We start from the raw sequence: 4,304 nt of genomic DNA, 5'->3' as shown, positions 1-4,304 counted from the left end.
GATTTTACAATATGGGGAGGGTTTCTCACCGGGCTTGTTGCTTGGGGAATGCCCCCCCCCCCCCCCATCCCCTCCCGCCTGCGGGAGGGGCGTGCCAAGACCGGAGGGTCGGTGTGATCGAAACGGAACGCTATCACCCAACATGGGTTGGTGGGGACCCACAGGGAGAGCCCCGATGAAGACCCCCGTCGCATTCACCCCCCAGGTCGAAGACGTCAGCCCCAAGGAAGGCGACACCGTCGACCAGATGAAACAATCGTTCGCGTATATCCTCGACACCACCTCGAAGGACTATGGCCACGGCGTCCGCGCGGTCCATGCCAAGGCGCATGGCATCATCCGGGGCACGCTGAAGGTACATGACGACCTCCCCGCCGAACTGGCGCAGGGGCTGTTTGCGCAACCCGGCGAGTATGACGCGGTGGCGCGCATCTCGACCAATCCGGGCGACATCCTCGACGACGCCATTGCCCTGCCGCGCGGGCTGGCGCTGAAGGTGATCGGGGTCGAGGGCGAGCGGCTGCCAGGGTCCGAAGGCGATGCGACGCAGGACTTCGTGATGGCCAATGCGCCGGTCTTCACCGCGCCGACGGCGGACGCTTTTGCCAAGAATCTGAAGATGCTCGCCTCCACCACTGACAAATTCGAGGGCGGCAAGAAGCTGCTGTCCGGCATCCTGCGCGGGATCGAGGCGACGCTGGAGACGGTCGGGGTCGAGAGCGCGACGCTCAAGACGCTGGGCGGATCGAAGCAGGTGCACCCGCTGGGCGAGACCTATTACAGCCAGACGCCGTTTCGTTACGGCGACCATATCGCCAAGTTCGCCCTGTTTCCGGTCAGCCCGGCGCTGACCCAGCTGACCGGCGATACGGTGGACACGCATGACCGCCCCGACGCGCTGCGCGAAGTGGTGCGTGAGGTGATGATCGAGCAGGGCGGCCAGTGGGAGCTGCGCGTCCAGCTCAACCGCGATCTCGACTCCATGCCGATCGAGGACGCCACCGCCGAATGGAGCGAGGACGACAGCCCCTATATCACCGTCGCGACCTTCACCGCCGATCCGCAGATCAGCTGGCAGGACGGCCAGACGAACGCGATCGACGACGCGCTGTCCTACAGCATCTGGCACGGCCTCGCCGCGCACCGGCCGCTGGGCAATATCAACCGCGCGCGGAAAGACACTTATCGCTTTTCGGCCGAGTATCGCGGCCGAGTGAATGGCTGCCCCATGCACGAGCCGCGTGCCATGGCCGAGTTGCCGTGAGGCGGGCGGGGCGGCTAGGACGGGCGGCATGATCCGTCTGTTTCATGTCAGCGACGTGCATTTCGGTGCCGAGGACCCCGCCGCGCTCGCCTGGTTCGCCGAACGGGTCGCGGCAGAGAAGCCCGACGCGGTCATCATGACCGGCGACCTGACCATGCGAGCGACCAAGCGCGAGTTTCAGGCGGGCGGCGAATGGCTGCAATCGCTAGGCGTGCCGGTGACGGTCGAGGTCGGCAATCACGACATCCCCTATTATTGGGACCCGTTCCGACGGCTGTTCGCACCGTACCAGCGCTATGCCGCGATCGAGCGGATGATCGAGAAGCCGCTCGACCTGCCTGGCGTTACGGTCGTGCCGCTCAAGACCACCGCGCGCGCCCAGTGGCGGTGGAACTGGTCGAAGGGGCGGGTGAGTTCTGGCTCGCTGCGCCGCGCGTTGGCGCTGATCGACAAGGCGCCCAAGGATCACCTGATCCTGGTCGCCGCGCATCACCCGCTGATCGAGGGGCCGACCAAGGGCACCGCCAAGACCCGCAACGGCGACGCAGCGCTGACCCAGCTGGCGGCGGCCGGCGCGCATGCGGTGCTGTCGGGTCATGTCCACGACCCGTTCGACGTGCCGATCGACCGCGATGGCCGGATCATCCGCATGATCGGCGCGGGCACCCTGTCCAAGCGCACGCGCAAGACGCCGCCGGCGTTCAACGAGCTTCGCGTGGAGGGCAAGGGGTTCGAGACGCTGGTCCGCAGCTTCGGCGAGACCGCGCCGCATGTGATTACCGAGGATATGCGGGCGGGATAGTGGCGAGGGCAGGGCGTGGGCTTCGACTTCGCTCAGCCTGAACGGCTGTTTGGAAAAGCCCTCTACCTCCGTTCAGCCTGAGCCCTTCGGCTGGCTGGCAAGCCAGCCGCTCAGGATAAACTTCGGCGCATAGCGCCGAAGTCGAAGGCCACGCTCAGACCGCCCGAGATCACCCCCGCATGATATGCGGCCGAGCGGCGACCTGGTCGTACATCCGCCCCGGCTGGTCGAGCCAGATCGGCGACAGCTTGCTCGAATCCGTTCGCTCCAGTCCGACCGCGTAGGCGCAGCGAGCGACACCCCAGTCGGTATGCGCGGCGGCGGCGAGGATCGGCACGAACATCGGGCGGCCCGCCGCGTCGATCACATGGATCGCCTCGCGCGGGAGGGCGGTGACGCCGCGCACGGTGCGGCTTTCGCCCGGCGCCAGCGCGAAGGCCGGAACGATCGGGCGGCCCTGCGGCTGATTCGCCAGCTCGATCAGTTGGGCATCCAGCCCGGCATGGGCGCTGAGCAGGCGCAGGTCGACCGCGACCCGGCCGATCGGCGTCGCGCCGCTATTGTGCACCGTCACCTCGGCCTCGATCGTCGCGGTCAGCATGTTGAGGCCGACGCGCAACGGCCGTGCCTCGACCGCCAGGAAGCTGGGCTCGGGCGGCATGGCCAGCGCGGGGGCTTGTGGCGGCGTCGCTGGAGCGCGGGGAGCCGCATCGGGAACCGGCGCGGGCGGGGGCGGCGGCTCGACCGGATCGGCGGCGGCGCGCGGAGCGGGGGCCGGGAGCGCGGGGACCTTGCGACTGCGACGGCCCAGCCAGATACCGATGGCCAGCGCGGCCAGGCCGGTGCCGATCAGCAACGGCCAGAAGGGCAGGCCGCTATCCGTCTCGCCCTGTTCGGGTGCGGCGGTGCCCGGCGCGGCGATGGCCGGGGTCTGGTCGTTGGTGATGGTCACGTCACCCACGCCGGGCGTGGTGACGTTGACCGGCTGTGCTTCGCGGTCGGGCAGGCGGGTGGCGGGCGGCTCGGGCGACGGGGCCGGTGCGGGCGTCTCGACCGGGGTCGGGCTGGGCGTCGGTGTCGGCGTGGGGCGCGGGGTTGGCCGGGGCGTCGGGGTGGCGCGCGGCGTCGGGGTCGCGGCTGGCGTGGCCTGGGCGGCGGACTGGCCGGGCAGCACGATGCGGGGCGGCGGCGGGGTCGGCACCGTGGTCGGATTGGTCTGCGGGGTGGAGAGGCGCGGGCTCAGGCTGAAGCTTTCCAGGCCGCCGGTGCCTGAGCGCGGGGCGTCATTGTCCTGCGACGTGGTCTGGAACGGGACGGCAGCGGCGGGCAGCGGGGCAAGCACCGGCACCAGCGTCAGGGCAAGAAGGCGCGCGGCGCGGCGCGGCCCGGACGATGTCATGAAATGCATTCCTCGTGGTAACTACAATCTTCAACCGCCGTCCGGGTCGCAGACCCGGCCGCATTAGCCGTGCCCGGTAGGCCCGGCCGATGCAACCCCATACTGTAACGCCATATGCGGCCAATATGTGGCAAGCTTCGCGCGGGCGGGAACTTTGCCCTATCCTGCGCGTGCCCCGGTTTGACACTGGAGGGTGCCGCGCCTATATCGCGATCACTCACCACGATCTTCGGGAAATGACGCGCCTTCGCGCAGCGTGTCGGTCGAATGGAAGATTGCTGGTTCATTGGACGCCGGATGCCGCCGCAAGCGATTGCGAGCGGCCTTTCGGCGTCTTTGCGTCGCGTCCCGTCCGGAGGTTTCCGGGCAGCGATTATACGGCTGACGAGGCAGACAGATCCATGGCAACCAAGGCGATCGACAGCGGCTCCGCCCCGCGCAAGGGCGATGGCAGCACCGCCAAGCGGCGCATCCGCAAGGTGTTCGGCGACATCCACGAAGTGGTGCAGATGCCGAACCTGATCGAGGTTCAGCGCGAAAGCTACGAGCAGTTCCTGCGTTCGGACAAGTCGCGGGGCCATGTGTCCGGCCTCGAAAAGACGCTGCGCAGCGTCTTCCCGATCCAGGATTTCGCCGGCACCGCCTATCTCGACTTCGATGACTATGTCCTCGAGGACCCGAAGTTCGACGTGGAAGAGTGCCGCCAGCGGGGCATCACCTATGCCGCGCCGATGCGTGTCACGCTGCGCCTGACCGCGTTCGAGGTCGATCCCGACACCGAAGCCAAGTCGGTCATCGATATCAAGGAGCAGGACGTCTACATGGGCGACATGCCCCTG

Annotated in this window: 3 protein-coding genes and 1 pseudogene; 3 read left to right on the top strand and 1 reads right to left on the bottom strand. The window is 68.2% G+C overall.

Annotated elements, in window-relative coordinates:
* Window positions 1–175: 175 nt before the first annotated feature.
* Window positions 176–1,264: a catalase family protein gene (locus tag ACQKJZ_RS18320; RefSeq protein ID WP_427733001.1), complete on the top strand. Its 1,089-nt coding sequence runs from the start codon at window positions 176–178 to the stop codon at window positions 1,262–1,264.
* Between the two features lie 28 nt (window positions 1,265–1,292).
* Window positions 1,293–2,066 carry a metallophosphoesterase family protein gene (locus ACQKJZ_RS18315; RefSeq protein WP_427732999.1) on the top strand — a complete coding sequence of 258 codons (774 nt, stop codon included), beginning with the start codon at window positions 1,293–1,295 and terminating at the stop codon, window positions 2,064–2,066.
* Between the two features lie 169 nt (window positions 2,067–2,235).
* Here the strand turns inward: ACQKJZ_RS18315 and ACQKJZ_RS18310 are convergent, their stop codons facing one another.
* Window positions 2,236–3,465, bottom strand: coding sequence for a hypothetical protein (locus tag ACQKJZ_RS18310; RefSeq protein WP_427732997.1), 1,230 nt, complete (start codon window positions 3,463–3,465; stop codon window positions 2,236–2,238).
* 401 nt (window positions 3,466–3,866) lie between these two features.
* On the opposite strand from ACQKJZ_RS18310, the pseudogene ACQKJZ_RS18305 reads away from it, so the two are divergent.
* A pseudogene (locus ACQKJZ_RS18305) lies at window positions 3,867–4,304 on the top strand (DNA-directed RNA polymerase subunit beta); the annotation flags it as partial.

Source organism: Sphingomonas sp. NPDC019816, from assembly GCF_050274375.1.
Classification (GTDB): domain Bacteria; phylum Pseudomonadota; class Alphaproteobacteria; order Sphingomonadales; family Sphingomonadaceae; genus Sphingomonas.
This window is presented reverse-complemented; position numbering and strand designations above follow the sequence as displayed.